This is a genomic window from Planomonospora sp. ID82291 (assembly GCF_015711645.1).
Classification (GTDB): domain Bacteria; phylum Actinomycetota; class Actinomycetes; order Streptosporangiales; family Streptosporangiaceae; genus Planomonospora.
On record NZ_JABTEX010000008.1, the window covers coordinates 12551 to 37753 of the forward strand.

Annotated in this window: 26 protein-coding genes and 1 pseudogene; 12 read left to right on the top strand and 15 right to left on the bottom strand. The window is 70.0% G+C overall.

Annotated features, from left to right (window positions below; genetic code table 11):
- The first annotated feature begins 87 nt into the window (after window positions 1-87).
- From HS045_RS31440 to HS045_RS31450, 3 genes are all read left to right on the top strand, one after another.
- The gene (locus HS045_RS31440) at window positions 88-1029 is read left to right on the top strand and encodes a phosphotransferase (RefSeq protein WP_196455254.1); all 942 of its coding nucleotides are present in this window, start codon (window positions 88-90) and stop codon (window positions 1027-1029) included.
- A 28-nt stretch (window positions 1030-1057) separates the two neighbouring features.
- Window positions 1058-1663, top strand: a complete 606-nt coding sequence (locus tag HS045_RS31445) for an NUDIX domain-containing protein (RefSeq protein ID WP_196455255.1) — start codon at window positions 1058-1060, stop codon at window positions 1661-1663.
- 76 nt (window positions 1664-1739) lie between these two features.
- A complete protein-coding gene (locus tag HS045_RS31450; protein ID WP_307827814.1) occupies window positions 1740-2240 on the top strand; it encodes an NUDIX hydrolase in 501 nt (166 codons plus the stop codon).
- Between the two features lie 164 nt (window positions 2241-2404).
- Here HS045_RS31450 and HS045_RS36480 read toward each other — a convergent pair.
- The 11 genes and pseudogenes from HS045_RS36480 to HS045_RS31510 form a co-directional block, all read right to left on the bottom strand.
- Window positions 2405-3408: pseudogene (locus HS045_RS36480) on the bottom strand (NAD-dependent epimerase/dehydratase family protein).
- Between the two features lie 20 nt (window positions 3409-3428).
- On the bottom strand, window positions 3429-4268 hold the full coding sequence (locus tag HS045_RS31465; protein ID WP_196455257.1) for an aminoglycoside phosphotransferase family protein: 840 nt from the start codon (window positions 4266-4268) through the stop codon (window positions 3429-3431).
- Entirely contained in the window at window positions 4265-4912 is a 648-nt protein-coding gene (locus tag HS045_RS31470) for a histidine phosphatase family protein (RefSeq protein WP_196455258.1), read from the bottom strand. Before HS045_RS31470 ends, HS045_RS31465 begins: the two co-directional genes overlap by 4 nt.
- Complete coding sequence (locus tag HS045_RS31475) at window positions 4909-5664, bottom strand: phosphotransferase (protein ID WP_196455259.1); 756 nt, start codon at window positions 5662-5664, stop codon at window positions 4909-4911. The genes HS045_RS31470 and HS045_RS31475 overlap by 4 nt, the downstream gene beginning before the upstream one ends.
- Window positions 5661-6494 (bottom strand): class I SAM-dependent methyltransferase, encoded by an 834-nt coding sequence (locus tag HS045_RS31480; RefSeq protein ID WP_196455260.1) that lies wholly within the window; start codon window positions 6492-6494, stop codon window positions 5661-5663. The genes HS045_RS31475 and HS045_RS31480 overlap by 4 nt, the downstream gene beginning before the upstream one ends.
- 43 nt (window positions 6495-6537) lie before the next feature.
- Window positions 6538-7044 carry a topology modulation protein gene (locus HS045_RS31485; protein ID WP_196455375.1) on the bottom strand — a complete coding sequence of 169 codons (507 nt, stop codon included), beginning with the start codon at window positions 7042-7044 and terminating at the stop codon, window positions 6538-6540.
- A 108-nt stretch (window positions 7045-7152) separates the two neighbouring features.
- A complete protein-coding gene (locus HS045_RS31490) occupies window positions 7153-8211 on the bottom strand; it encodes a hypothetical protein (RefSeq protein ID WP_196455261.1) in 1059 nt (352 codons plus the stop codon).
- Entirely contained in the window at window positions 8208-9935 is a 1728-nt protein-coding gene (locus tag HS045_RS31495) for a carbamoyltransferase C-terminal domain-containing protein (RefSeq protein WP_230885175.1), read from the bottom strand. The genes HS045_RS31490 and HS045_RS31495 overlap by 4 nt, the downstream gene beginning before the upstream one ends.
- Window positions 9932-10909: a thymidylate synthase gene (locus HS045_RS31500; protein ID WP_196455262.1), complete on the bottom strand. Its 978-nt coding sequence runs from the start codon at window positions 10907-10909 to the stop codon at window positions 9932-9934. Before HS045_RS31500 ends, HS045_RS31495 begins: the two co-directional genes overlap by 4 nt.
- A 173-nt stretch (window positions 10910-11082) precedes the next feature.
- Window positions 11083-11403: a hypothetical protein gene (locus tag HS045_RS31505; protein ID WP_196455263.1), complete on the bottom strand. Its 321-nt coding sequence runs from the start codon at window positions 11401-11403 to the stop codon at window positions 11083-11085.
- A gap of 79 nt (window positions 11404-11482) precedes the next feature.
- Complete coding sequence (locus HS045_RS31510) at window positions 11483-12094, bottom strand: hypothetical protein (protein ID WP_196455264.1); 612 nt, start codon at window positions 12092-12094, stop codon at window positions 11483-11485.
- 202 nt (window positions 12095-12296) lie between these two features.
- On the opposite strand from HS045_RS31510, the gene HS045_RS31515 reads away from it, so the two are divergent.
- The gene (locus HS045_RS31515; protein WP_196455265.1) at window positions 12297-13652 is read left to right on the top strand and encodes a helix-turn-helix transcriptional regulator; all 1356 of its coding nucleotides are present in this window, start codon (window positions 12297-12299) and stop codon (window positions 13650-13652) included.
- Here HS045_RS31515 and HS045_RS31520 read toward each other — a convergent pair.
- The gene (locus HS045_RS31520) at window positions 13649-14302 is read right to left on the bottom strand and encodes an HAD family hydrolase (RefSeq protein WP_307827816.1); all 654 of its coding nucleotides are present in this window, start codon (window positions 14300-14302) and stop codon (window positions 13649-13651) included. The two genes, HS045_RS31515 and HS045_RS31520, sit on opposite strands and share 4 nt — an antisense overlap.
- Window positions 14303-14414: 112 nt before the next feature.
- On the opposite strand from HS045_RS31520, the gene HS045_RS31525 reads away from it, so the two are divergent.
- Window positions 14415-15461: a hypothetical protein gene (locus HS045_RS31525; RefSeq protein ID WP_196455267.1), complete on the top strand. Its 1047-nt coding sequence runs from the start codon at window positions 14415-14417 to the stop codon at window positions 15459-15461.
- Window positions 15462-15643: 182 nt separating this feature from the next.
- Here HS045_RS31525 and HS045_RS31530 read toward each other — a convergent pair.
- The 3 genes from HS045_RS31530 to HS045_RS31540 all read right to left on the bottom strand — a co-directional run bounded on the left by HS045_RS31530 (window position 15644) and on the right by HS045_RS31540 (window position 17719).
- Window positions 15644-16848 (bottom strand): IS3 family transposase gene (locus tag HS045_RS31530; RefSeq protein ID WP_374191429.1). Its coding sequence is split into 2 segments (ribosomal slippage): window positions 15644-16558 and window positions 16561-16848, totalling 1203 coding nucleotides; the frame shifts between segments, so codons are not numbered across the junction.
- Window positions 16845-17042 (bottom strand): hypothetical protein, encoded by a 198-nt coding sequence (locus tag HS045_RS31535; protein ID WP_196455268.1) that lies wholly within the window; start codon window positions 17040-17042, stop codon window positions 16845-16847. Before HS045_RS31535 ends, HS045_RS31530 begins: the two co-directional genes overlap by 4 nt.
- Window positions 17043-17158: 116 nt before the next feature.
- Complete coding sequence (locus HS045_RS31540) at window positions 17159-17719, bottom strand: ATP-binding protein (protein WP_196455269.1); 561 nt, start codon at window positions 17717-17719, stop codon at window positions 17159-17161.
- Window positions 17720-18358: 639 nt separating this feature from the next.
- On the opposite strand from HS045_RS31540, the gene HS045_RS31545 reads away from it, so the two are divergent.
- The 7 genes from HS045_RS31545 to HS045_RS31575 all read left to right on the top strand — a co-directional run bounded on the left by HS045_RS31545 (window position 18359) and on the right by HS045_RS31575 (window position 25187).
- Window positions 18359-19225 carry a helix-turn-helix transcriptional regulator gene (locus HS045_RS31545; RefSeq protein WP_196455270.1) on the top strand — a complete coding sequence of 289 codons (867 nt, stop codon included), beginning with the start codon at window positions 18359-18361 and terminating at the stop codon, window positions 19223-19225.
- 13 nt (window positions 19226-19238) lie between these two features.
- Window positions 19239-19454 (top strand): DUF397 domain-containing protein, encoded by a 216-nt coding sequence (locus HS045_RS31550; RefSeq protein ID WP_196455271.1) that lies wholly within the window; start codon window positions 19239-19241, stop codon window positions 19452-19454.
- A 227-nt stretch (window positions 19455-19681) separates the two neighbouring features.
- Window positions 19682-20335 carry an ATP-binding protein gene (locus tag HS045_RS31555; RefSeq protein WP_374191430.1) on the top strand — a complete coding sequence of 218 codons (654 nt, stop codon included), beginning with the start codon at window positions 19682-19684 and terminating at the stop codon, window positions 20333-20335.
- A 765-nt stretch (window positions 20336-21100) separates the two neighbouring features.
- Complete coding sequence (locus tag HS045_RS31560) at window positions 21101-22099, top strand: D-2-hydroxyacid dehydrogenase (RefSeq protein ID WP_196455273.1); 999 nt, start codon at window positions 21101-21103, stop codon at window positions 22097-22099.
- A gap of 4 nt (window positions 22100-22103) precedes the next feature.
- On the top strand, window positions 22104-23219 hold the full coding sequence (locus HS045_RS31565; protein ID WP_196455274.1) for a radical SAM protein: 1116 nt from the start codon (window positions 22104-22106) through the stop codon (window positions 23217-23219).
- Entirely contained in the window at window positions 23216-24343 is a 1128-nt protein-coding gene (locus HS045_RS31570; protein ID WP_196455275.1) for a hypothetical protein, read from the top strand. The genes HS045_RS31565 and HS045_RS31570 overlap by 4 nt, the downstream gene beginning before the upstream one ends.
- 34 nt (window positions 24344-24377) lie before the next feature.
- A complete protein-coding gene (locus tag HS045_RS31575; RefSeq protein WP_196455276.1) occupies window positions 24378-25187 on the top strand; it encodes a radical SAM protein in 810 nt (269 codons plus the stop codon).
- Window positions 25188-25203: the final 16 nt, after the last annotated feature.

Consider the following 25203-nt stretch of genomic DNA (forward strand, 5'->3'; position numbering starts at 1 on the left):
AACGCCCCGCGCCGTCGGCGGCGCCCCGTAGTCTGTGCCCCGCGCCCTGCCTCCCGTCCGCGCCCACTGTGTTCTCCAGGAGCCGTGATGCGTGCCCGTCCGCCCGCCGATCTGCTGGCCCACCTGCGCGCAGCCCACACCCCGGCCGGCCCTGACCTCCGCCTGCTCGCCGAGGCAGGACTGCATCCGCTCAGCGGCGGCCGCAACAACCTCGTCTACGCCTGGCACGACCCCAGGGCCGGAACCGAGATCTGCGTCAAGCTCTACAAGATCGACGAGCGCCGCCGCTTCGACCGCGAGAGCCACGCCCTGGCCGTCGTGGCCGCATCCGGCGTCGATGACGTCCCGGTCCTGCTGTGGCAGGACCCCGCCAAGCCGTACCCGGTCATCGGCATGACGCTGCTGCCCGGCCGCCCCGTCGTGGACATCGGCCCGCCCGCCGCCCAGGAGACGGCGCTGAAGGCGCTGGCCGCCCTGCACGCCCGCCTGCACGAGATCCCGTTGACCGGCCTCTTGGCCCGTCTGCCCCGCATCGACTCCACCTCGCACTACCTGCACCGCATCACCACGCTGTGGCCCCGCCAACTCGTCGACGCCGCCGACGATCGGCTCACCGCCGAGATGCTCGCCCTGTTGCGTCGCTGGGACGACTCCGGTGACCGGCAGGTCCTGCTGGCCCCGGTGCCGCCGGTGTTCAGCCGCGGCGATGCCAACCTGCTGAACTGGTTATGGGACGGCCGGCGGATCCGCTGCGTCGATTTCGAGTTCGCCGGCCACTCCGACGTCGCGTTCGACGCCGCCGACCTTACCGAGCACATCAGCGCTCGCGACGTCCCCGACGAGGTCTGGGAGAACCTGGCGGCCGGCCTCGGCATCACCGATGCGCTGATGCCGCGGTTCCGCGCCGCGCAGCGCACCTGTGCCCTGCGGTGGCTGGCGGTCCTGTGGCGGCAGCGGGCCACGCGCGTGCAGGAGTTCACCGCGCAACGGGAGCGCCTCCTCCGGCTGCTGGCCACCGCTCGCCTATGACCCATCGCGAGGACCGAGAAGGAGGACCGTGAAGGTGCTGACGGAAGACGAGGCCCGCTGCGTGGTACGGGAGCTGGTCACCGCGGTCACCCCGCATGACCGGCAAGAGGCCGCCGACCAGGAGTGGATGCTGGCCTGGATCGATTCCGGGGCCCCGCTGTTCCGGACGGCCAAGCCCGCCACCCCACCGCAGCACCTGGCCGTGTACGCCATCTTGATCGACGATCCGACCCGCTCGATCATGATCGTCGATCATCGGCTCGCCCAGGCTTGGCTGATGCCGGGCGGTCATGTCGATGATCAGGAGGATCCCCGTGCTTCAGCGGTTCGTGAACTGGCGGAGGAACTGCGGATCGCTCCCGGCTTCCACCCGGCTTTCGGTGACGCCCCCTGCTTTTTGACCGTCACTCAGACCCGCGGGGTCGACAGCCACACCGACGTCACGCTCTGGTTCGCCTTCCAAGCCGACCGGGATGCGGCGATCGTCCCGGATGAGCGCGAGTTCGCTCAGGTGCGGTGGGTGCCGATTGACGGCCGTCAGGGGTGGCCGCACGGGGTCTTCGATCCCGGTCTTGAGCGGTTCCTCGACAAGTTGCGCACCCGCCTCGGCCGTACGCCTGCCGTTGTGGGCTGATGGAGCTCGGCGTCGGGGCGAATGCTCTTCATCGGACGTCGGCCGATGGTGCCCGCCCCGCCGCTAACCTGCCTGGGTGACTCCGAGCGATCCTGGCCAGCGCACGCTGCGCGCGGCCGTGGCCGATGCCCGCCGGGCGCATGCCGAGTTTGACGATGCGCGCGCCTGGCTACAGGAGGTGGTGGAGGGGCCGCTGCACCCGATCGCCGCCGACGTCTGGGTGTTCGACGACGCCTTCGAGCACGTTCTACTGGTGAAGCACCGCTGGCGCGGCTGGGTCCCGCCGGGCGGCAGGGTGGAGCCCGGGGAAACGCGCCGCGAGGCGGCCTGCCGGGAACTGACCGAGGAGACCGGCGTCGTCGCCGAGGTGCTGGAGGTGCCGGCGGCGGTGACTGTCCGCTCCTACCGGTCCGATTGGGCGCCTACGCTCGGACTGTCCTACGTCGCGGTCATCGACCGCTCGCTTCCGCTGACCGCTGAACCCCATCAGCCCGCGGCGTGGATCCCGTACGCACTGCCACGTCAGTCGAAGGTGATTACGCGGGCGGCCATGAGCGGGTCGCGGTCACGACCGTAGTAGAGCTTGTCGGTGAGCAGGATGGTCCAGCGTTCCTGTTTGGGGAGGTCCACATGCCGGTGCCGGTGAAGCCGTAGTGGACGTAGATGCCCTCTTCGGGGGGCGCCGTGGGGGGCGGCGGGTACCACGGCTGAGACGATGTCGTCCAGGCTGCGCTGCCGCCTCTACATCACTTGTAGCGCTGGTTTGTGCGTCTGAAGCCATGCCAACTGAGCAGCTACGCCCTCGGAAAGATTCATGGTGGGTGCCCAGTTAAGCATCCGTCGGGCAGCGGAGAGATTCGCCCAGGTGGCGTGGACGTCGCCGTTGGCCGCGGGAAGCGTCTCCATCACGATGGGGTGGTCGACGAGCCGTCGGGCTTGGTCCACCACCTCGGTGAGACGGACGCTGCGGCCGGATCCGACGTTGAGCACGCTGTTGGAGAGAGGCACGGTCGCCGCGGCGATGGTCGCGGCGACCGCGTCGTCGACGTAGGTGAAGTCGCGGCGCTGGGTGCCGTCCCCGTAGATCTGGATGGGCCGGTCGGTTGCGGCGGCGGTCAGGAGCCGCTGGATGAACATGTCGTCGCGCTGGCGGGGCCCGTACACGGTGAAGTACCGCAGGGCGACCACGGTGGTGGGACAGCCCGGCCGCGCGGCGTGGGCCAGGCACAGCTGCTCTTCGGCCAGCTTCGTGACGGCGTACGGCGACGCCGGACGGGGTGGTCGGTCTCCGCGCTCGGCCGGCCGGGAGTGCCGCCGTAGACACTGGAGGAGGAGGCGACCACGAGGCGGGGCACACGCAGACGGATCATGGCGTGCATGAGCCGCTGGGTCGCCGTGATGTTGCAGGCGACGTAGTCGTCGAAACCGGCTCCCCAGGACGGGCGTACGCCGGGGATGCCCGCCAGGTGGAAAACGGCGTCGGCGTCCAGAATCAGGGGTTCGATCGCGCAGGTGCGCAGGTCCGCGGTGACGGGGAAGAACGCGGGATCCCCGGACACGTCGGCGAGGTTGGCGGCGGCGACCGTGTCGGTGTCGGGGTCGCGGCGGTCGACGCCGATCACGGTCGCGCCCTGCTGGAGCAGGGCGCGGCACAGGTGGGAGCCGATGAAGCCCGCGGCTCCGGTGACCACGGCTCGGCGGATCACCCGCGGGGAGCTGTCGGCGGTCCGCAGAGAGTCGATCATGAGGTCCTCCAGGGGAGTCTTCAAAGGATGGCTGCGAGCAGGGCCTTGCCGTAGGCGAAGAGACGAGGGTCCCCCCGTTCGTCACCCCGCACCATCGAGGTGAGGGCTTCGACGGCGGCGAAGCGGGACAGCAGGCGCTCCTCCTCGTCGGACAGGTCACGGCCGTAGCCGGTGAGGAACTCCTCCCGCAGCCGGGGGCGGTGCGGCCAGCGGCGGAAGGCCAGGCGCGCGAGGTCCCGGACGAGCGCGTCGGGGCGGGTGTGCTCGAAGTCGATGACGGCGATGCCGCCGTCCGGCTGGACGATCCAGTTGCGCGGCTGGTAGTCGAGATGACAGATGACGCCGTCCATGGGGGTGGCGGCCAGTTCCTCGGCGTGCCGGTGCAGGGTGCGCAGCTCGGCCTGGTCGATCAGCGCGGCGGCATGGGCACGGACCGCCCAGTGGAGCATCCGCCCTGCCAGGAAGGCGGCGACGTCGACCGCCGGCTGTTCGAGGGGGACCGCGTGCAGAAGGCGGAGGGTCTCCCCCGCGCCTCGGTGGGCGCGTTCCTCCGCTGTGGATCCGGGCCGCAGCCGGTCGGCCCGGCGGCCGGGCACGTAGGTGACCAGTAACGAGCAGCTTCCCTCGTCGAATGCGACCAGATGCGGGGCGCGAGCTTCGAGGTGCGGTCTCCACGCGGTGTAGGCGTGGAGCTCAGCGTGGAACCGCTCCGGGTCGGTGTGCCGCTTGAGCAGGTAGCGGTCGCCCGCGGCGTCGGCGAGGAGCGTGAGGTGCGCGGGAAGGTCTGGCGCGCGCTTCACCGTGACGGGACCGAGCGCGTCCTGGGCGACGGCCAGCAGGGCCTCCGTGGCCGTGCTCATGCCTCGGAGCTCCCGGCCAGGTGAGCGGTGTCGTTGTGGCGGTCCAGCATCCACCGGTCGTCGCCGAACCGGTTGCGGTGGAGCTGCCAGCGGGTGATGGACCCGTGGTCGACGGTGAACCCGCTCTGCGTGCCTGCGGGGATTCCCAGCAGCAGCGTGTGGACGGCGAGCACGGTCTCCCCGTGAGCGGCGAGCAGGACGCGCTCGCCCTCGTGCCGGCCGATCAGCTGGGTGAGGAACTCGCCGGCTCGTCGCAGGTAGCCGTTCCAGGTGTCGGAGCCGGTGGCCCACGGCAGGTCGGGCCTGGTGTGCGGGCCACCGCCGAAGTCGGACTTCACCTCGTGCCAGGGCCGGCCGTCGGCGTCGCCGTGGCGGGGTCCTTCCAGTCCGGGTTCGACGGCCAGAGGTAGGCCGACGACCTCGGCGAGGATCCGCCCGGTCTGCTGGAGCCGTCTGCGCGGTCCCGCGTACAGGGCGTGGAACGGGTCGTGGGAGTGCTCGGCGGCGAGTCGCTGGGCGGTGAGGACGACCTGGCGGCGTCCCAGGCCGGTCAGGCCGGTACAGGTCCGCGGGCCGCCGACGACGCCCGCCACGTTGCAGTGGGCCTGCCCGTGCCGGATGAGAACCAGTTGGGAGACGATCATGTGAGGTCCTCCGGTGCGGGCCGTACCTGTGGCCACGGGTACCGGTAGCCTCCGCGGCCCAGGTAGGGGCGGGTGAGCAGATGGTGGAGCCACGCGTGGTCGAGCAGCCGGGACGGCGTGACCTCGGCCGGCGCGTCGGTGCGGGAGGCGACGCCCTCGTTGTAGGCGGTCAGGGCGGCCGTGACGGCTGCCGGGGGAATCGGGCCGTGCGTCATGGCGAGGGTGACGACGAGCTTGGCCAGGTCGTAGCCGAACGGGGCGAGCGTGAGGTCGTCGGTGTCCACGATGGCCGGCCCGGCCGGGGTGATGAGGATGTTGCGGGGGTTGCTGTCCTTGTAGAAGGTCGTCGGCTCGTCCGGATCGGTGCGTAGCAGGTCGACGGCGTCCTCCAGCTCCTCATCGGTGATGAGGCCGTCCCGGTGGTGCCGGTCGAGGACTGCCCGTCGGAGGACCGCGAAGCCGGGCAGGGTGTGCCCCCGCGGCAGAGGGTGCGGGGCGTTCAGCGAGGCCCGGCGCAGGTCACCGCACCAGGCGGAGGCGTGCGCCTCGCCGAGTACGGCCGCCACGGTCGGCAGGTCCTCGACTCCTGCGTGACGGCCGTCGATGTGCTCGAAGTCGAGCCGCTCCGGGTGCACGGCCAGCAGTTCCGGCTGCCGGAGCGGGGTGTGCCCGGCCAGCCAGGCGTGGTGCGCGGCGGCCCGGAGAGCGGCGCCCGGCGAGCCGTACGGCTTGCTGAACACCTTCCTGTTCACGTGGTGTCCTCCCTTCGGGCCAGCAGGTAGGTCACGGTGGAGGCGGCGTGGACGGGGCCGTCGGGGAGCCTGGCCCGCAGCCGTGAGGTGATCGCGTCCGGATCACCGGCCAGTCCTGGCGGCAGTTCGTACTTGGGGGTCGTGGCCAGGTATGCCGCGACGTGGCCGAGGTCGGTGAAGTCGAACGTGTGCCGTTCGTGTTCGAGGTGGACGGTCCGCAGGGACGGCGGCAGCAGGGTGGGCAGGTTGCCGCTGTGCGCCGTGGAGTACAGGCTCGGCCGTTCCAGCGCGTCCGGGTCGAGCCCTGCCCCGGCCACCAGGTGGTCCAGCGCCTGATAGCTGTCGGCGCTCTTGGTGACCAGGGCGGCGAGACCGCCGGGCCGCAGGACGCGGGCGAGCTCGGCCACGACGGAGCGCGGATCACGAGAGTGGTAGAGGCAGAACGCGGCCACCACGAGATCGCACGCCGCACCGGTCAGGGGCAGGCGGTGGAAGTCCGCTTGCAGGTAGACGATCGGAGCATCGCCGGTGATCCGGGCACGGGCGTCGGTGATCATCGCGGCGGAGGCGTCGACGGCCAGCAGACACCGGGGCCGGAGCCGTTCGGTCAGGACACGGCTGGTGGTGCCGCGCCCGCAGCCGATGTCGGCGACCACCGTCCCGGAGGCTGTAGGTAGGTGAGCGGCGGCCAGCTCGGCGATGACGTCGGCCACGGGACGGCCGCTCGTCTTGGCTCGGTGCAGGGCCCTCGTGCGGGTCGCCAGCCGGGCTCCGCTCCCGTACAGCTCCCGCTGGGCGGTGGAGCGGGTGAAGGCGTTGGCCGTGCTCATGGCCGCCGCCCGGTCGTCCAGGCGAGTGCCGGTGAGCGGCGGCTCAGCGCCGGGCGGCGACCTGCTCCAGCCAGCGGCGGGTCTGACGCCGTCCGCGCAGGAAGACCACCTGCTTGTCCCCCGCGAACCGATGGATCTTGTCGAGCACCTGAGGCCGCATCCGCCGGCGGTAGGTGGCGACGTAGGTGACCACACCCCGGTGGATGCGGTTGTAGACGCCCGCACCGTGCTGGCCCGCACCGTGGCGGATCTGCCGGGAGAAGATCCCCCAGAGGGCGGCCCATGTGGGGACGTCCATCATGACCACGGTGTCGCAGGCTTCCAGCCGTACGTGCAGGGTCGAGTTGTAGTTGCCGTCGATGACCCACCGCGGCGCCGCCACCAGCTCGCGCTGCGCGGCCTCGAACTTGTCCTGCGGCAGCGGGTTCCAGTCGTCGTCGAAGAAGACGGCGTCCAGGTGGGTCACCGGTGCGTCGAGCAGCCGGCCCAGTTCGCGGGCGACGTAGGACTTGCCGCTCCCTCCGGAGCCGACGACGGCGACCCGGTTCATCCGCTGCACGATGCTCCACGATAGTCGAGATGAAGATCATTGATGGAGGCACGGCGCTGCGGTCGCGCGACCGGTCCCCAGCAGGGCGGGACCGCCCTTCGGGGGCCGTCATCTCCGCCTCCCCGCCTGCCGTACGGCGCCGGCCGCCGACAGCTCGGTGAGGACCGTGCGGAGCGCCTGGAGCTGGAGGCTGAGCCGGAACACCTCCAGGCGGCGCAGGCATTCCGCGATGAGATCCGCGTGCGCCCGGCTGCCCCTGACGCTGCGGAGCCAGTGGAGGGTGCGGATCGTGTCGCTCCCGTCGTTCACGATCAGCTGGGGCGGGACGAACATGTCGGCGTGGCGGATGGTCGCCGGGGCCAGCGGCACGCAGCCGGAGAGCACCGCTTCGAAGATCCGCTGGGTCATCTGACCGGCTGCCGCGTACCGGTCGGGCAGCAGCAGGACGGTGGCCAGTGCCTCGCCGTACAGCTCGCTCACCCGGGGGAAGGGGATGCGGCCGGTGAAGGCGACGTGCGGCCATCGGCCGGTGCTGGTCCATTTGCCGGCGACGACGTGGCGGAACCGGGCGGCGGCCGGGGCGAAGAACCGGTCGAACACGTTGTCGCGGTCGTACTGGTTGCCGACGTAGGCCAGCGGTACGGGTCTCGGGCGGGCGGCGAGCTCGGCCGGGTCGGCCGCGTCCACATCGGTGTCGCGGACGGGGAAGAGCAGCCGCCGCGCTCCCGGGGTGGGGCTGAGCGCGGCCTCGCACACGATCACGCCGGGTCGGCGGCGCAGCGGATCGTCGGCGGCCAGACGCCGGTCCTTGTCCCAGATGAGCGTGGGAGTGCCCAGGGCGAAGGCGTAGTGGTCCAGCAGCTGCCGCTGGCGGTGCAGATCGCAGGTGTGGCCCGGTTCCCCGCAGGGGGTGGTGTTGCGGCCGGGGATGGGCCAGCGCCACTCCAGGAACAGCACGTCGATGTCGGGGAGACCGGGATCGAAGACGTACCGTCCGCCGAGGTCGTCCCCGGCCTCGTACAGGTCGCGATCGGGCTGGAGGAAAACGACCCGGTGACCGTCGCCGCCGAGGGCGTCGATCAGAGTGCGGCGGTGACTGCGCCCGCCGTCGGGTGTGTCGGTGACGCCGGGGCCGAGGAAGCCCCAGAAGCTGTAGCCGATGATCATTTGGTGATCCACCTGCCTTCGAGCAGCAGGGCGTCCAGGCCGGAGGAGGCCAGGCACTCCAGCGCCATCGCGGGGGTGCCGCAGATCGGTCTGCCCTTGACGTTGAGGCTGGTGTTGATCAGGACGGGGACGCCGGTGCGGGCGGCGAAGGCGTGCAGCAACGTGTGCACGAACGGGTTGGCGTCCTTGGTGACCGTCTGGAGACGGGCCGTGCCGTTGGCGTGGACGACGGCACCGATCCGCTCTCGGGCCAGGTCGGTGACCTTGGAGGCCATCGACATGTACGGCGCCGCCTGTCCGAGCGTGAAGTACTCCCCGGCCAGTTCGGCGGGGATCATCGGGGCGAACGGGCGGAACGGCTCGCGGAACTTCACGGTCGCGTTCAGCCGTTCGACGACGCCCGGGTTGAGCGGGGAGGCGAGGATGGAGCGGTTGCCCAGCGCGCGGGGCCCCGCTTCGACCCCGCCCTGGAAGAGGCCGACGATGCGCCCGGAGGCGAGTTGCTCGGCCAGGAACCCGGCTGGATCCCCGGGGATCGGCAGTTCGGTGAGGCCGGGCCAGGCGGACAGGTCCAGCGCCGGGTCGGGGAAGCTCGGCCCGAGGTAGCAGGTCCCGGCGACGCCGGTCACCGGCCGTGCGCCCGCCTCCACGTGCGCGATCAGCGCCGCGCCGATGGCGGTTCCGGCGTCCCCCGGGGCGGGCGGGACGAACACCTCGTCGGCGATACCCGCCTCGATGATCCTGCCGACGGCGACGCAGTTCGTGGCCACGCCTCCGCCGAGGCAGAGCCTCCGGATTCCGGTCCGGGCGACCGCCAGCCGGGCCAGGTGCAGCATGACGGTCTCGGTGCGTTCCTGCAGGGCGGCGGCCAGGTCCCGGTGGACCTGCTCGACCGGTTCCCGGGGGTCCCGGGGCGGGCAGGTCTCGGCGGCGAACCGTGCGGAGAGCCGCGCGTACGTCGACGACAGCACCCTCGGCAGGAAGTAGGCCGAATCCAGCGTGAATCCCGTCGCCGTGACGGGGACGGCACAGGTGAACAGGGACCGGAAGCGCGCCGGGTCCCCGAAGGCCGCCAGCGCCATCACCGTGCCCTCCTCGTCTCCGCGCCGCCAGCCGAGGTGCTCGGTGACCGCACCGTAGACGTAGCCGAGGGACGCCGGGTCGTGCAGTGCCCGCAGAGTCCGCACGCCAGGGCGGCCGGGGTCGTCCTGACGGCCGACGGCGACGGTGGTGGTCTGCGTCTCGCCGAGGCTGTCGACGACGAGGAGGGCCGCCCTGTCCCATCCGGATGCGGCGAACGCGTACATCTGGTGGGTGCGGTGGTGCTGGAACGACCGCACGCGGGCGTACGGGAACATCATCCCCAGGCCGATCGTGCGGCGCAGGGTGCGGGCGGCGACCTTGGCGAAGCCGGCGGCGCGGGGCAGTGCCCGCTGCCGCCCCTCAGCGGAGGCCAGCAGCGGCAGCACGGAGGGGAGCGCGTCCAGGTAGCGGAGGGGGTGGAAGTTGTAGGCGACCTCGGTGACCTCGTCGGCGGTGATCCCGGCGCGCCCCAGCAGCCATTCGACGGCCCGGGCGGGGTAGGCGCGGGTGTGCTTGACCGCCGAGAGCCGCTCCTCCTCGACGAAGCCGGCCAAGGCGCCGTCGACGAGGAGCGCGGCGGCCGAGTCGTGGGTGAAGGAGCACAGGCCCAGCACCACGTGCGGGCGTCCGTCCGCGCTCATCCGGCCACCGCCCGCGTACGCGTGGCCAGCTCGGCGTACCAGGTGCGCATGCCCTCGCCGATCGGTCCGGGGATGCGCCCGGCGTGGTCGACCGCGGCGTCCCGGTCGCCGCCCTTCCACAGCCGGTAGCCGGCCAGTGCGGCGGCCAGCGTGTCCCAGCCGGGGTGGCCGACCGGCTGCCCGGCCTGGACGCGGGAGAGCAGGCCGTCGAACCCCTCCCACGGGACGGTGAGGTCACACAGCTCGGGACCCCTCACCGCGCCGTCCGGTACGGCCTCGGCCTTCTCCTGGTCCGTGTCGTACAGGTGGAGGGAGTCGACGTGGTGGTGGTAGTCGCCGAGGCCGGCTCCCAGCCACCCGGCCATCAGCTCGTGCAGGACGGTGGCGGCGAACATGTCGTACGGCAGGCCGGTCCACAGGTCCTGGCTGCGCATCGTGGTGGACATGTGGAGCCTGCCGCTGCGCAGGTGGAAGCGGTATCCGAGGGTGCAGGGCACGTCGCTGTGCCCGTCGGCGTCCCGTGCCGGGTCGTACAGTTGGACGACCGCCCGGCGGGAGTCGGGGTCGTGCCGGAGTGTGGTCAGGACCCTGGCCAGCTGATCGGTGCGGTCGTGCCAGCGGCGCATCCTCGGCCCGTAAGCGCCGCGCAGTACGCCGTCGTCGGCGTACTGCCTGAGCCGGTCGTTGAACGTGTAGATCCACGCATCGTCGGAGCCGGACAGGATCCACACGGTCTCGGCGACGGCGAACGCCGTGTTGAGCACGCGGGCAGGCGGCAGGTGCAGCAGCCGCGCCCTGGGCCGGCGCAGGATGAGCCGCACGTCCAGCACCTCCCGTGTGCCCATGCCGCGCGGGCTGACCCTCCGCCCGCGCAGGGTCAGGGCGACCGCGCTGGTGAACAGCTCGGTGACGCTGTCGGCCTCGAGCGTGGTGTCGGCTCGGGACACGGGGGTTTCCATGCCGGTGGTCGTCATGGGCACTCCTCACGGTTGGACTGGTCGGGGATGAACGGGGTGGAACCGGTCGTGGACGCGGTGGACCTCCACCGGCAGGAGCCCAGGCCGAGCGACGACATGCGGGGCACGCATGTCGTCGCGCATCGCCACACCGCCGGGGCGTTCCCCCGGCCTGGGCACCGCGCGCCGGGCTACCGGCCGATCTCGGCGAGGACACGCTCGATGCGGTCGGCCGCGGCCATGACGTCGCCGACGGGGGCGATCCGTTCCGGCCAGGGGAAGAAGAAGCACCACTCGTCGTCCGCGCCGGCGGCGACGAGCACGCTGTCCGCCAGCGCCGGGGCGGCGAGGTTGATCACGGTGAGGCAGGGAGGAGTTCCTTCTTTAGTGCGCAGCCGCGCCGAGAATCGGCGGCCCTCCAGTTCCGCGGCGAGCTGCCGGAGGGCGGTGGCGGCTTTCTCCGGTTCGATCGTCACGGTGGCGCGGCCGGCTGGTTGGGGGTCGTCACTCATGAGTGGCCCTCCACGGGGACTCGGGGGGTGGGGCCAGGACCGGCGGCGGGAGTCCCGGAACACCGCCGCCGGTCCTGGGTCAGGGGAAGGACAGGTGACCGGCGAGGGCCGGTGCCCACGGGGATGTGGGATGGCGGGCACCGGCCCGGCCGGGCGGTCCGGCATCCGGCACGGGTGAACGCGGACGCGGACCGGTCTCGGTGGGCAGGGCGAAGGCGACGGCCTTTCCGGAAGTCCCGGTCGCGCACGTCCTGGTGGGGTAGGCCCGGCAGCGGCCTTCCGAGAGCAGGTGCACCAGGAGCAACCCCCGCCCGCGCTCCCCGAACAGGCCCAGCGCAGGCTCGTCGCCGCCGGTGCGGAGCCGGTCGAGGACGGCGGGGATACCGCCGAGGTCGGGGTCGCCGTCGACGACCTCGCACCAGGCCGGTCTGCCGCCGTCGAAGACGACGCGCAGCTCGTAGGGGCAGCGGGCGTACGCTTCGGCGTTGGCGGCCAGCTCGGCCACCGCGCTCTCCGCGTCACCGATGCTCCCGGCGTCGATCCCGCTCCACAGCAGCACCTCGCGGATCACGGCACGGGCGCGCCGCGCCGCCGTACCGGGCCGGAGCAGCCGCACCAGGATGCGGTGTCCGCCGGACCGGTTGCCCGCGTCCGGCCGGGAGACGACGTCGAGCGTCTGCTGCGGGGACAATCCGTACCTCCCGGTGATCCGCAGTGGGCTACCGTCCCGCTCCTTTGAGGAGCGGCCCCGTTTGGTGTGCCGAAAGCAAATCGCGGTCGTCCGGCGCGGAGTATCAGCCAGAGCACATCCAGTCACAGCCAGTGGCTGACGCGTGGCATGGGTTGTCCGTACTGTCGAGTTGTCACGCGACGCCCAGCACCGGGGGTGTGAGATGCCTACGGCCCATCGCCATCCGCCGAACCGACAGCTCTCCTGGGAGCGGCTGCAGCGAGGCTGGTCCTACGAGGAGCTCGCCGAACGGATCCGCGTCTCCATGGAGCGCGCAGGGGAGACCTTCACCGGCCTGACGGCCAACACGGTGCGGCGGTGGGAGACAGGTGAGCGGTGGCCGGAACCGCGTTACCGTAAGCATCTGGTGGCGATCTTCAACAAGCCGGCGAGTGAACTGGGACTGCTCACCCCCGAGGAGTTGGCCATGCGGCCGGTCTCCGACGTGGTGCGGGAAATACGGAGGTTGCTCAGCATGATCGGGGACGAGGGCATCGACCGCGGCACCTTCCTGCGCGCCCTGCTCGGTGTGGGTCTGTTCGGCCCGCTCCTCACCGAGGGGCCCGACTCACCGGCGTGGAAGCGCCTGGAGTCCGTGCTGGACGGCCGGGGCAACCTGGACGCCGACTCCGTGGACGCCTACGCGGACGTCGTCACCCGGCAGAGCGCGCTCTACTGGTCCACCCCGGCCGCGGAGCTCTTCGAGGCCTCCGCCGCCCACACCCAGCTCGGCGTCCGGCTGCTCCGCACGTCGTCGAGCACCGACCTCCGTGAGCGCCTGGCCGGTGCGGCGGCCCGTTCGGCCCTGCTCACCGGGCGGATCGCCTTCTTCGACCTGCAGCAGCCCGTCACCGCCCAGCGGCTCTTCCAGACGGCGATCCTCGCCACGCGCGAGTGCGGCGACCACGCCCTGGCGGCGGCCGTACTGGCGCACGCGGCCTTCGTCCCGGGTTTCGCACGGGACGAAGCGGCGGCTCAGGGTCTGATCGAGGCCGCGTTCGCGCACGCCTGGCACGGCGTCGGCCCGCTCACCCGCGCCTGGCTGCACTGCGTGGCCTCGGAGATCCGGGCGCGCTGCGGGGACGCCAAGGGCTGCCTGCGGCACATCGACCGCGCGGACCGCGCGATCGACGGCACCGGGGACGACCCCGCCTGGCTCGACTTCTTCGGGCGGGCGCGGCTGGACGGCTTCGCCGGGTACAGCGCGCTGGCTGCGGGCGAGACCGCCGAGGCTGCGCGCCGCCTGGACCGCGCGCTCGGCGCCCTCGGCGACGGCGAGGGCAAGCAGCGGTCGGTGCTCCTGGCCGACCTGGCCGCCGCCCACGCCGGGAGCGACGCGGACCTGGCGATCGCGCGGCTCGACGAGGCCGTGGAGGCCCTGACGGGCGCGTGGTACGCCACCGGCTACGAGCGGATCGACCGGGTCCAGCGGGCGCTGCCGGACGGGCGCGAGATGCAGACGGTCAGGGAGCGGCTGCACGCGCTGGACCGGCTGCACCGTCCCGAGCTGTCGGCCTAACCCTCGTTGTGCTTGCGGACCAGCTCCGGCAGCTCGGCCAGGGAGTCGAGCCGGAACAGGCACCGCTCGGCCGCCTCCGGGTCCTGGAGGATGTAGCCCCAGGGGCCCCGCCGGATGAGCGCCGTCGGGATGCCCGCGGCCTGCGCGGGCTTGACGTCGTTGTCCAGCCGGTCGCCCACGTACAGCACGGCCCCGGCCGGGCAGCCGGCCTCCGCGACGACCCGCTCGAAGAAGGCGGCGGAGGGCTTGTCCACGCCCCAGCTGTCAGAGGTCCCGATCAGGTCCACCGGCAGGTCGAGGGCGCGCAGGATCTTCTCCGCCCGGGCGGTCTGGTTGCCGGCCAGGCCCACCCGTAGTCCCTGCTCGCGCAGCGCGGCCAGGCAGGGGCGGGCGTCGGCGTAGAGGTTCTCCTCGGAGAAGCTCTCCGGCTCCCCGGCCTCGGCCCGCCGTTCCCGCTCCGCGTGCAGGTCGAAGCCGGGCCGGAAGTACTGGAAGGTCTCGCGGTAGTCGCCGCCCCGGGCGATGACGGCGCCGAAGACGGCCGAGAAGGTGTGCCGGGGAACACCGAGCCAGTCGGCCCAGGTGCCGTACTCGCGGGTCTCGTCGACGATCGTCTCCCCGACGTCGAAGAAGACAGCCTCGATCTTCACGCATACCTCCATCTATCGGACGACCTGGACCAGGTTAGACGCCGATCACCGGCTCGACGTAGCCTGGGATGGCGCAGGACTGCTACACCTGCTGAGGGAGTGGTCACACGGCATGCTGACCCGGCGCAGATTCACCGTCATCTCCGGCGCCCTGCTGACCCAGCCCGCCTGGCAGTGGCTGGAGCACTCCCTGCCCGCCATGGCATCAGCTCGCGGGCCGGGAAAAGTGCCCGAGGCGGTGGTGACGCTGATTGAAGACATCGTGACCAAAGCCCAGCAGCTCGACGACCAGCAAGGCGGCGCCGCTTCCGCTTTCGTCGCCGACCAGTTCAACTGCGTCGGCCGTCTGCTGCGCACCGAAAGCTACGACACGAAGACCGGCAGGCGGCTGTGCGCCGCGGCGGCCCAGCTCGCCCAGACCGCCGGCTTCATGGCCCACGACAGCGAGCGTGACGGCGAGGCGCAGCGCTGGTATCTGGCCGGCCTGCACGCCGCGCACGCCGCCGGAGACCGGGCCCTGGCCGCCAGCATCCTGGGGTTGATGAGCAATCAGGCCACCACGCTCGGAAAGGTCAACGATGCTCTACAGCTCGCCTCGGCCGCACAGGAGGCCTGCACCGACGCTCCGGCCGCCGTGCGGGCGCTCATCGCGGCCCGCAGCGGGCTGGCATTTGCCGCCGCGGGTGACCTGACCAGCTTCCGCCGCGCGCGCGAGCACGCCCTGACCATGCTGGACCGAGCCCAGCAGCAGAGCGATCGCACTCCCCGCTGGGCGGGCTACGTCAGCCGCACCGAGTGCGACGCCATCGCCGGACGGAGCCTGGTCGCCCTGGCCCAGCGCATCCCCGCACGCTGGGAAAAACTTCTACGCGAAGCCGAAGACCTGCTCCGCGACCGGGCACTGGTCGATGCCGCCAGCCCGTACCAGCGGTCGGCTCTACGCCACGGGGCCTGGCTCGGTCTGGCCTACACCCATGCTGGAGACCTGGAGCAAGCTGTGTCGATGGGACGGCGCTCTCTTGCCCGGCTGCCCGCGGTCACTTCTACGCGTTGCGTCGGCCTGCTGCGCCGTCTGCGCGATGACCTTCGGCCGCATGTCGGCCGTACGGCGGTGAAGGATCTACTCGCCGACCTCGACCGCAAGTTACCCGTCACGTGACCCAGAGCCTTCTTCCATCCGGACCTCACCCCGGCGCCTCTGCGGCCGTCGTCGGGGAACCGCTCGGTGATGGAGATGATCAGCGGGGCGTCGTCGAGCACGCCGGTCAGGGCATCGGCCGCGACGGGTTCGGCGCGGCCTGGGACTCCGTGGCGTTCCCCCCGGGGCGTGGACACCCGGTTTCATGCAGCCAATACGGCCATCCTAGCGAGCCGATCTTCGTAGACGACAGGAGGAAGGTTCCCGATCGCCGAGTGTCTGCGCCGGTTGTTGTACCAGGCGATCCAGCGGAAGATCTCGGTCCGGGCCTCGGCCTCGTCGCTCCAGCGGCGTTTCTTCCTGCCGTGCAGCAGCTCACGCTTGAGGGTGGCGTTGAACGCCTCGGCCAGGGCGCTGTCCAGACACGTCCCGGTCCTGCCGCTCGATCGGCAGATGCCGTAGCGATCGCAGAGCCTGGCGAACGCGGCCGACATGTACTGACAGCCCCGGTCGGCGTGGAAGATCACCCCGTCTGTGCGGCCGCCGCGAGCACGCACCGCCGCCTTCAGCGCGTCGCTGACCAACCCGGTGCGCAGGTGGTTGGCGATCGACCAGCCGATCAGGCGCCGTGACCCGATGTCGATCACCGTGGCGAGATACAGCCACGAGTCACCGACCGGGAGATAGGTGATGTCCCCGCACCAGCGCCGGTCGACATCACCGGGCGTGAAGTCGCGCTCCAGCAGGTCGGCGACCGGCGGGGCACCCTCGTCGGGGATCGTGGTCCGCCGCCCCTTGCGCAGGTGCAGCCCGACGATGCCGTGCTCGCGCATCAGCCGGGCGACCCGCTTTTCGTTGATGTGCTCGCCGGCCTCGCGCAGGTCGGCGGTGATCCGCGGGGAGCCGTTCGTGCCGCCGGAGGCGGCGTGCAGGCGCCGGATCTTCTCCACGATCCGCGCTTCCTCGGCGACTCTCGCCTGACGGGCCGGCTCCCGGGCGAGCCAGGAGTAGAAGGCGCCGCGGCGCACGTTCAGGACCCGGCACAGCCGCTTGACCCCGTAGACGAGGCGGTGGGCGGAGATGAACCCGAAGCGGCCGATCAACGATCCATCTCCTTGGCAAAATAGGCGGCCGCCTTGCGGAGGATCTCCTTTTCGGTCTCCAGCTCGGCCACCCGCCTGCGCAGCCGCATCAGCTCTTCACGCTCGCTGCGGGCCAGGCCGATCCCGGTGTCGGCCTCGGCGTTCTCGGCCTCGCGCACCCACACCCGCAGCGTCTCGCGGTTCATTCCGAGTTCCCGCGCGACATCGGCGCAGGTTCGGTGTGATTGGCGGACCAGGCGCACGGCGTCCTTCTTGAACTCCTCGCCGTACTTCGACGGACGTGCCACCTCGGACACTCCCTTCATGGAACAAGATCCATTGTCAGGGGTGTCCACACCGGAGGGGGAGCCTCACCGAAGCCGGTGGCCATCTCGGCGATGCCGGCGTGCAGCCAGCCCCGCTCGGTGAGAGCGTTCTGCTTGACGCCGAGCTTCAGCAGCTCGGTGACCGAGGGGGCCTCGCGGCCGTAGGAGAGCAGGATCATCCGTAGCGCTGCCATGCCGCACGCTCGGTCGGACCACTCCATCCGGTCGCCCAGCACCCATCCTCCGTGCAGGTCCCATTCGGCGGGATCGACGAGTTCGATTCGTGCTGCGAGGACACCAGGCGGCGCGGTCAGGCAGGGACGCCATCGGACATCCGGCGGATGATCGCTGCGGCGAGGTCGGCGGCCCAGGCCGGGGTGAGAGCGGTGGTGTCGATCACGTGGGCGTCGCCGGCGAGCCACTCTCGGTACGCGTCTTGGTAGCGGGCCAGGTTCCGGAGCCGGAAATCGATCACCTTCTGGGAGCGGGCCGGGTCGTCGGGGAACATCTGGTGGCCGGTGATGCGGTTGGTGACGGTCGTGGTGTCGGCGTGCAGGACGATGTGGCAGACGGTGATGCCCCGCTTGTCGAGTTCGGAGAAGATCTCCGTGGCGTAGTCGCGGCGCAGGATGGACATGGGGGCGATGAGCGCGCCGCCGGTGTAGGCGAGGATTTCGGCGGTCGTGGCCGCCACCAGGGGCCGCCACGGAGGAAGGTCCTGGAAGTCCTTTTCCCGGCCGGGCAGGATCGTGCGGAGCACGAACCCAACCTCCTCGGGGTCGAAGAGCGTGCTGTCCGGGATGCGAGAGAGGAGCTCTTGGGCGACGGAGGTCTTGCCGCCGCCGAACGGGCCGTTAATGAAAACGATCATGCGGATTCTCTTCGCAGTGAGTGGGTCCGGTCGTGTCAGCATCGCAGGCACCGGCAGGGTGGCGAGACACGTTCGAGTCAATGCGACAGCGAACTCCCCGGCGGCGACTGCCCCCCAGGCGATGCAGTTCGAGTTCCACCTGCCCGGGAGTGGGCGGGGTACATGGTCGTGGCCTGGCCTGGCAGAAGGTGCACGTCGGCGTCGATGTGCGGGCCGCAGAAAGTCGATCGGTGCCGCATCTGCAGAAAAGCCATCAGCCTGCGGCGTGGATGTGGCAGGGTGCCTTCCGCAGGACAGGCCCCGTATCCGCGCGTATACCGGGCATCTGAGCTGCCCGCGGTCGAATACCACCCGCCGATGACAGCCAGCGGCAGCGCGGATCAAGGCGGGAATGTCGATCACGATGCCGTGGTGCATCAAGGGAAGCCGCCTTCGTGATCACACCTCTCGTCATGTTGGGCGACGGCCGACGGTCCCGCTGTCCCGGACATGGCTGCCGATACAAAGACGGGGAGGTCCAGCCACAGCCCTGATAGAGCCGAAAGGTCCGGGTGCGCACCGCGAGGTAGGGCCGATAGTCTTTCCTAGACGGTACGAATTTCCGCACAGTCCGTCGATGGCCCTTGTGGGAGATCATGGATGATTAGCCCTTACGTACGTCGGCTGCGGCTGGCCACCGAACTGCACAAGTTACGCACCGAGGCCGGGCTCACGCACGAGCAGCTCGCCAAGAAGCTTGGCGCCTCGCGTGCGCAGATCTCCCGCCTGGAGAACGGCCACGTTCCTCCAGACCAGGACGACATCATCAAGATCCTCGACGTACTCGGCGTCGAAGGCGACCAGTGGACGCAGATCCTCACCATCGCCCGAGAGGCCGCCGAGCGAGGCTGGTGGGAGTCCAACAAGGCGATGGGTGAGCGCCAAGCGCTGTTCGCCAATCTGGAGGCGGGCGCGGCCTCGATCTGTGAGTACCAGCAGACCTTCTTCCCTGGCCTGTTGCAGACGCCGGAGTTCACCCGCGTTCGAGTTGACTCCGATTGGTTCCAGCGCTCTTCCGTCACAGCGGCACAGGCAGAAGGGTTGGCCCAGGGACGCGCCGGGCGGCAGCGGCTGCTGGCCCGTCCCGGCGGGCCCACCTATGAGGTCATCGTGGACGAGGTCGTCATCCGGCGGCGGCTGGCTCCGCCCGCGGTGGTGCGCGCCCAGCTGCTGCACCTGGCGGAAAAAGCCAGTGAGGAGAAGATCACCGTCCGGGTACTGCCGATCGAGGCTGCCATCGAGGGCTACACCCTGGTGCCGTGTACCTTCTCGATCTACCGCTACCCCGACCCAGGCGACCCGATCGTAGTCGGTGTGGAGGCGGTCACTTCCGACGTGGTTCTCACCGATCCCGACGAGGTCACACCGTATCTGCAGATGTACGACCGCCTGCGCGCCGCGGCGCTACCCGAGGCCGACGGCTTGCAATTGCTCACTGAGGCAGCCCACCGGCTGCAAGACGAATAACAGGAAGCGCGTCATGACTCTCTCTCACAACAGCGACAAGTTCACCAACTGGCGCAAGTCGGCACGCAGTGGTAGCGACAGCAACTGCGTCGAGGTCGCCTTCGCCGCCGACGGCGCCGTCGGCGTCCGGGACTCCAAGGACCGCTCTGGGCCGCACCTGGAGTTCACTCCGTCCGAGTGGCGAGCGTTCATCAGCGGGGTGAAGGACGGCGAGTTCGACCAGTCGTAACCTTTCCAGCCTTCACGGGCACAGGGCCGGAGTCAGCCTTTTCGGGCTGGCTCCGGCCTCTTTTTGTGCGTCCAGTGTGAACGTAACGTGACCGAAAGTAGGGATTCCCTTGCAAGCCCTCGCGTGCAGCACGATACTGAGGACGTTTACAAATTCTGCACCGTACAGAGCAACGAGCGGAACAGGGACTTGCTCTGTGCTGACGAGAGCCTCAAAGGTGACGTGCCATGCCCAGCACGAACGACCCCACAGCCCAGGCAGACTCCCCCACCGATACGGCGGCGCGGACGGTCCCAACCCAGTGGAGCCAGCACTTTCCTGGACATGCAAGCCAACTGTGCCGCGTTCGTCGCTGGTTGGAATCCCTGCTTCCGGCCTGCCCGGCCCGTGACGATCTGCTTCTCGTCGCTGATGAGCTCGCCGCTAACGCCGTTCGGCACACCGCCAGCGGCAACGACGGCCGGTTCGCCACCGAGATCACCTGGTCCGGGACACTGGTACGCGTCGCCGTCACCGATGGCGGAGCAAGCGGCGAACCTCATCTGGTGGACGATCCGATGGCCGAGCACGGCCGCGGCCTGTGCCTGGTCAAGGCCATCTCCAGACAGATGGGGATGAGCGGGGACACCCGCGGGCGAACGGTGTGGGCCGAGATCGCCTGGGACGGTCCCGGCATCGCGCCAGCAGATCATCATCCGCCCGACACCGCAGCCATCGCCGGAACTCAGGCCGAGCTCACCCGCCGCTTCTCCGGCGTCGTCACCTGGTTCGGTCTCGCCACCCAGCAGTGGTGGGCACTTGCCCGCCGCCCCGGAGCCGACTGCCTGCTGACCGCCCCCCTCGGCTCCCGCCCTAGCTCAGTTATTGGACCAGCGGCGTAACTCCACGTGACCAGTCCTCGTTGGCACTGCCTCGGAAAGAGACCTCCGTGATCGTTCCTTCCACCGGTCCGGTACTCGCTGAACTGCCGTCCGATGCCTGCCCCCACCTCTGCGGACTCCCTCTGACCCGCCCACTCCGCGCGCCCAGTATGCCCGGCAGGTCCAGCGATCACCCGGCACGGCCTGGCCATGCTCAGTACGACACACTCATGGGCCGAGAAGGCTTCATAATCCCCGCGAACGTCGGCGGGATCGCGGACCTCGCCATTGACGCGATGCTTCACAGCCTGGATCCCGCTCGCTGGGAGATCACGCGCCGCAGCTTCCTCGGTGGCCTGTTCCCGGCTCACCTACGTGGGCACTGGGCTCGCGGCATGGCTGACCGAGCACCTTCTCGTGAGCCTAAGTCCGACACCGCTTCCGGGCCGACCTCATGACCCTGGCGCGGCGGCACGGTAGAGCAGCCATCTCTTGTTCTCGCCGCGCCGTCGCGCCGGATTCCTCCTCTCGCGGGTGGCAGCTCGCCGGTTCCCGTGCTGCCTGCGAGAGGCCGAACACGGCCGTATGGCGCTGCGGGACATGCTCCGCAGCATCCCGGCCGTGCCGCGTGGTGCCTCTGTGGGCCCGTCTTACCGCCAGGGGCACCACGCCACTCACCTCGCCCACGCCGGAAAGAGGGGAAGCCATGCCGCCGCTACCGCTTCGGACCTTGCTACACCTCACCCATGTCCACCCCCGTCGTACAGGCTCGGCTGGGAGAGCAACATGACGAACCGTCCCGTGGTTATGGTCTGTCTGGAGTCCCCGCACGCTTTCTGGCATCTGTCCCTAGCGCATGAGGACGTTCTGCGCACCAGGTTCCCTGACGTCGACTTCCGCATCGCCACCTCTGCCACTGTGCTGGACCACCTGCCGGACGCCCACGTGTACTTCGGCTGGCGCTTCGCCTCCGACTGGTTCGCCCTGGCCCCGCATCTGAAGTGGATCGCTTCCCCCGCAGCCGGCACCGATCATCTGCCGCTCGTTCAAGCCCAGGCCTCAGACGTCGTCTTAACGCGCTCCTACGGGTTCCACGGCCGCCCCATGGCCGAACACGCCATAGGCCTGATCCTCGGTTTCTCCCGGGGCTTGTTCACCTGTCAACGCCTCCAGCAGGCTCGCCTGTGGTGGAAGGACGATCTTGCGGAGGAGTTCTTCGACCTGGCCGGAGCCACGATGACCATCGTCGGCTGCGGCAGCATCGGCGGCCACCTTTCCAGAGCGGCACGCCCCTTCGGCATGAGCGTCATCGGCGTGCGCCGCACCCCGAACCCCCGCCCGGAAGACGGCATCACCTGGATGCGGCCCATAGAGATCCATCAGGCGGTCGCCGACGCCGACGTGGTGGTCGACTTATTGCCCGCCGCCGACGACACGAAAGGCTTCTTCAGCCGAGAGGTCTTCGCCGCCTGCAAGCCTGGGGCGCTTTTTCTCAATCTGGGCCGGGCCTCAACTGTGGACCACACCGCGCTGCTGACCGCTTTGGACGCCGGGCAGCTGCTCGGCGCCGCGCTCGACGTGACCGACCCGCGCCCGCTGCCCCTGGACCATCCGCTCCGGCACCACCCGCGTGTCGTTCTCACCCCGAAGAGCGCGACGTTCTCCCGGACCTACATGGACGAAGCGGTTTCGTTCTTCGCCGACAACCTGCACCGCCATCTCACCGGCCAGCCGTTGAACGGCCTAGCCACCGCACCTGCCGTTCGCACCCCGATCGGAGGATGACCCGATGCCCACCACCGACCACCGTGACTTGATCGCGGGATTCACCGCCACCGGCCGTAACCATCCCTACCTGGCGTTCACCGTGAACTCCCTGTGCAACCTGGACTGCGTCTTCTGCAAGCCCCGATGCATGACCGACTACGGGCACAAGGACCGGCCCTTGACCGCCGCCGACTACGCGGCCATCGCAGCCGAGGCCGGCGCCTGGCAGGTGAAGAAGGCCCACTGTTCCGGTGGTGAGCCCACCATCAGAGCCGACATCCTGGACGTGATCGCCGGCCTGGCGGACGGTCTCGGAGTGGGTGCGGCGATCGGCATGACCAGCCACGGCAACCTCCGCCGCGGCCTGAGCGTGGAGCAGTTCCAGCAGGCCGGACTGACCTATCTCAACGTCAGCCTGCACAGCCTTCATCCGGAACGATCCGCCGAGATCATGGGGGGCGGAGATCCCCGGCAGGCGCGGGACACGATCGACGAAGCCCTCGCCCGCGGCCTGAAAGTGAAGATTAACTGTGTTCTCCAGCGGACGTACCTGGACGACGCCTTCGCGGTCGCCGCGCTGGCCAAGGATCTTCCCATCGCGGTTCGCCTCATCGAGCTGCAGAACATCGGACCGGCTCAGGCGCTGTTCGGCGCCGAGTTCATCGCCGAGGCCGAAATCCGCGAGCGTCTGCAGGACTGGTTCGCCGGCGCCGGTGAGGTATCCAGGGAGGGCCTCGGTGTCCGAAGTCCCGGCCGCTACCTCAAGCCTGAAGGGTGGGCCGGATCGATCGGCTTCATCTCCAACTCCAGCTGTGCGACCTGCTCGGACGCCAACCGCATCAAGGTTACGCCGAGCGGTGTGGCGCGACCGTGCATCCTCCACAACCGTGACATCCTCCTCAAGCCGCATCTGGCCGCAGGCACGCTTCCTGACGCCTTCGCCCACCTGTTCCGCGCCATGCTGGAGCGCAACAGCAATGACGCCTGGCAGGGTTTTCACTACGTCGACTACGACCTGCGCTGGGACCGCATGGAGCGTCCGGAAGGCGCCCCCGTCCGCTCCCTCCTGCCGATAGTGCAGACCGGCCTCACCGTTTCGTCGTGCGCCCGTCGGCCTGCCCCCGGGAAAGGGCAGTGACCGCCGCCCCTGCCGAGGCGGCACCGCTGTACGCCGCGCTCGGTGCGCTGTACGAGAGCGAACTGAACGCCTACGGCACGAATGCGGCAATGCTCATTCACAAGTGGCGGCGCGATGATCTGGTGGCTCCGCACTCCGACCTCGACATACGAGTCGTGCTCATGCGGGCACCGGAGGACTGGCAGGAGTGGAACGGCCGGCTTGCCGCCGCACACACCGCCGCGGTGATCCGGGACATCGCCAACCGGCGGCTGCTGGAGCACCCGCCCGGCTTCGCATTCACCGTCTCCGAGGTTGATCGCCGCCGCGTCTCCCCGCCCGAGCTGGCGACCTGGAGCCTGCTCCGTGGAGACGCTCGGGCCCTCCGTCACTGGAAGGGGCACGCCCGAACATCTCCCTGGAGCCACCAGGATGAGAACTTCTACCGGGGCATCCTCGCTTCCCGCCTTGGGGGCCGCTACCAGCTTTCCGCTGACAGCACCGACAACGTTTACCTTGACTTGTCCGGCTACCGGCGGCACTGCGTGGTCTGGCACTACCTGGCCCCATGCTGGTTCGCTGCGGCGGCGCTGGCCACCCGCACCCGCTTCCCAGGAAAGTCCGCGGCCCTCACCCAGTGGCGGCCGAACGGACTGGAACGGCAGGCGGAGATGTTCCTGAGGCACGCACGCGCCACGGAACCGGATGACGCGAGACGAACTGTGGCGGCTCAGAATCTGCTGAGCACAGCCCACGCCACGCTGAGGGCGGCCATGCGGCAGGTGCCCACGCCGATCATAAGCACCGGACCGGGAGAGGCCGGGAGCTCGTCCGCCACATCATGGACGATGACCGCCGCGATGCTGCGGGTCCGAGTCGCTCGATGGCTCTACTACCTGGACCCGCCACCCGGCACCGCCACCGGCTACCTGATTACCCGCGAAGCCAAGGAGCTACGAGCCGCAGCCGAGGTCCTGCGCGCGCTTGCCGGTGACGAGGCCACCGCCGCGCAACGGCTAGCCGCCCGAATGGCCGCCCTGCTCCCCCCGGGCCCCACCACGGCCGAGGTCCTGCGAGACACGCTCGCCGCGTGGCAGCGCCACCGGACGGTGGTGCAGGACTTCCTCACCCTCCACGCGACATGACACCCCCACCGTATGCATCCAGGGAGTCACGACCATGCCCGCCGGAATTCCCCTCACCAGGGTCTTGAAAACCGCCAAGGTCAAGATCACGACGAAGTGCAACCGCTCCTGCGACTTCTGCATCTTCGCTAACGGAGCGCAAGGCGAGAACATGACACCGGAGGTGTTCTCCACCATTCTGGACCGTCTGGAGAGCATCCCCTTCCGGCAGCTGCACATCAACGGCGGTGAGCCCACCGTCCACCGTGGCTTCCCCGCGCTCAGCCGCCTGGCCCGCACCAGACTGCCGGACAAGGTCATGGTCCTGGGCACCAACGCCATCACGCTGGCCCGCAACCAGCGGCTGATGAACGCGACACTCCACTCCTATGACCAGATCCTCATCGGCTGTGACGACGAGCACGGCAACTACGCCGAGGTCCACGCCGTCGTCCCCGTCCTGCGTGCGGCAGGCAAGACCGTCGTCGTCAACAGCGTCCTGGAAGGCATCAGCGAAGAGCGGCTCGCAGGACTCGCTGACCTGTGCACCGCTCACGGGGCGGTCCACGTCACCAACCACGTTCATCACATCGACGTCGGACAGCCGGCCAACGACCTGCACGGCTTGTGTGCCCGCTACCTCGACCAGCACCTGATGATCGAGCTCGACGGGTCCTGCTACCGCTGCTTCAACGCGATGGCCAAAGAAGACAGCGAGTTCAGCGTCTGGGATGAGGATTTCGCCGCCAAGGTGTTCGCCCCCCGCCGCCACCATTACCGCTTCTGCGGCAAGTGTCATGAGTACACCGACTCCGGATCTCCCGCCGTCCCTGCCGTTCACCTCGCGCCCGCCAGCGTGGGCTGACCCCTCTTCTACGGAG

Excerpts from the sequence above, each read along its gene's own strand:
- HS045_RS31515 (WP_196455265.1), top strand. The coding sequence starts at position 12,297 with ATGCCTACGGCCCATCGCCATCCGCCGAACCGACAGCTCTCCTGGGAG.
- HS045_RS31465 (WP_196455257.1), bottom strand. The coding sequence starts at position 4,268 with ATGAGCACGGCCACGGAGGCCCTGCTGGCCGTCGCCCAGGACGCGCTC.
- HS045_RS31540 (WP_196455269.1), bottom strand. The coding sequence starts at position 17,719 with ATGATCGTTTTCATTAACGGCCCGTTCGGCGGCGGCAAGACCTCCGTC.
- HS045_RS31545 (WP_196455270.1), top strand. The coding sequence starts at position 18,359 with ATGATTAGCCCTTACGTACGTCGGCTGCGGCTGGCCACCGAACTGCAC.
- HS045_RS31560 (WP_196455273.1), top strand. The coding sequence starts at position 21,101 with ATGACGAACCGTCCCGTGGTTATGGTCTGTCTGGAGTCCCCGCACGCT.
- HS045_RS31500 (WP_196455262.1), bottom strand. The coding sequence starts at position 10,909 with ATGACGACCACCGGCATGGAAACCCCCGTGTCCCGAGCCGACACCACG.
- HS045_RS31535 (WP_196455268.1), bottom strand. The coding sequence starts at position 17,042 with ATGGCAGCGCTACGGATGATCCTGCTCTCCTACGGCCGCGAGGCCCCC.
- HS045_RS31550 (WP_196455271.1), top strand. The coding sequence starts at position 19,239 with ATGACTCTCTCTCACAACAGCGACAAGTTCACCAACTGGCGCAAGTCG.
- HS045_RS31555 (WP_374191430.1), top strand. The coding sequence starts at position 19,682 with ATGCCCAGCACGAACGACCCCACAGCCCAGGCAGACTCCCCCACCGAT.
- HS045_RS31440 (WP_196455254.1), top strand. The coding sequence starts at position 88 with ATGCGTGCCCGTCCGCCCGCCGATCTGCTGGCCCACCTGCGCGCAGCC.
- HS045_RS31575 (WP_196455276.1), top strand. The coding sequence starts at position 24,378 with ATGCCCGCCGGAATTCCCCTCACCAGGGTCTTGAAAACCGCCAAGGTC.
- HS045_RS31505 (WP_196455263.1), bottom strand. The coding sequence starts at position 11,403 with ATGAGTGACGACCCCCAACCAGCCGGCCGCGCCACCGTGACGATCGAA.
- HS045_RS31485 (WP_196455375.1), bottom strand. The coding sequence starts at position 7,044 with ATGAACCGGGTCGCCGTCGTCGGCTCCGGAGGGAGCGGCAAGTCCTAC.
- HS045_RS31480 (WP_196455260.1), bottom strand. The coding sequence starts at position 6,494 with ATGAGCACGGCCAACGCCTTCACCCGCTCCACCGCCCAGCGGGAGCTG.
- HS045_RS31470 (WP_196455258.1), bottom strand. The coding sequence starts at position 4,912 with ATGATCGTCTCCCAACTGGTTCTCATCCGGCACGGGCAGGCCCACTGC.
- HS045_RS31495 (WP_230885175.1), bottom strand. The coding sequence starts at position 9,935 with ATGAGCGCGGACGGACGCCCGCACGTGGTGCTGGGCCTGTGCTCCTTC.
- HS045_RS31525 (WP_196455267.1), top strand. The coding sequence starts at position 14,415 with ATGCTGACCCGGCGCAGATTCACCGTCATCTCCGGCGCCCTGCTGACC.
- HS045_RS31490 (WP_196455261.1), bottom strand. The coding sequence starts at position 8,211 with ATGATCATCGGCTACAGCTTCTGGGGCTTCCTCGGCCCCGGCGTCACC.
- HS045_RS31565 (WP_196455274.1), top strand. The coding sequence starts at position 22,104 with ATGCCCACCACCGACCACCGTGACTTGATCGCGGGATTCACCGCCACC.